Origin of the sequence: Cronobacter sp. EKM101R, assembly GCF_963888145.1 — a bacterium.
In the GTDB taxonomy this organism is placed as follows: Bacteria; Pseudomonadota; Gammaproteobacteria; order Enterobacterales; family Enterobacteriaceae; genus Cronobacter; species Cronobacter turicensis.
This window is the reverse complement of the sequence record NZ_CAWPHW010000041.1, coordinates 1-302: the sequence shown is the minus strand read 5'-3', so window position 1 is coordinate 302 and position 302 is coordinate 1. Positions and strand designations below refer to the sequence as shown.

Here is a 302-nt window from a genome sequence, read left to right as displayed (position 1 = left end):
GTGGCAACCGACTTATGAACCTTCTGCGCAATTTCCTGCTTCGTCAGATTGAACGCTGCCAGCTCTTTCACCACGGCGGCCTGCTCAATCGGCGTGAGCGGCAACTGGTTGTTGGAGGTCATAATCCGCGCCACGCGGTCAACGTCGTTCCCCTCAAACGGCACGATGGCGATGTACTCGACCGGCTTACCGGCGTCACGGCAGCGCTGGTAGCAGCGATGGCGGCGGTGCCCCTCGACAATCCACACACCGCCCTCATCGCGTGGTATCACTTCCAGCGCAGGAACACGGCCACCGGCGCA

General features: G+C 61.9%; 1 pseudogene. It reads right to left on the bottom strand.

Features of this window, described 5'->3' with window-relative positions:
* A pseudogene (locus AACV31_RS17415) lies at positions 1-302 on the bottom strand (chromosome partitioning protein ParB); the annotation flags it as partial.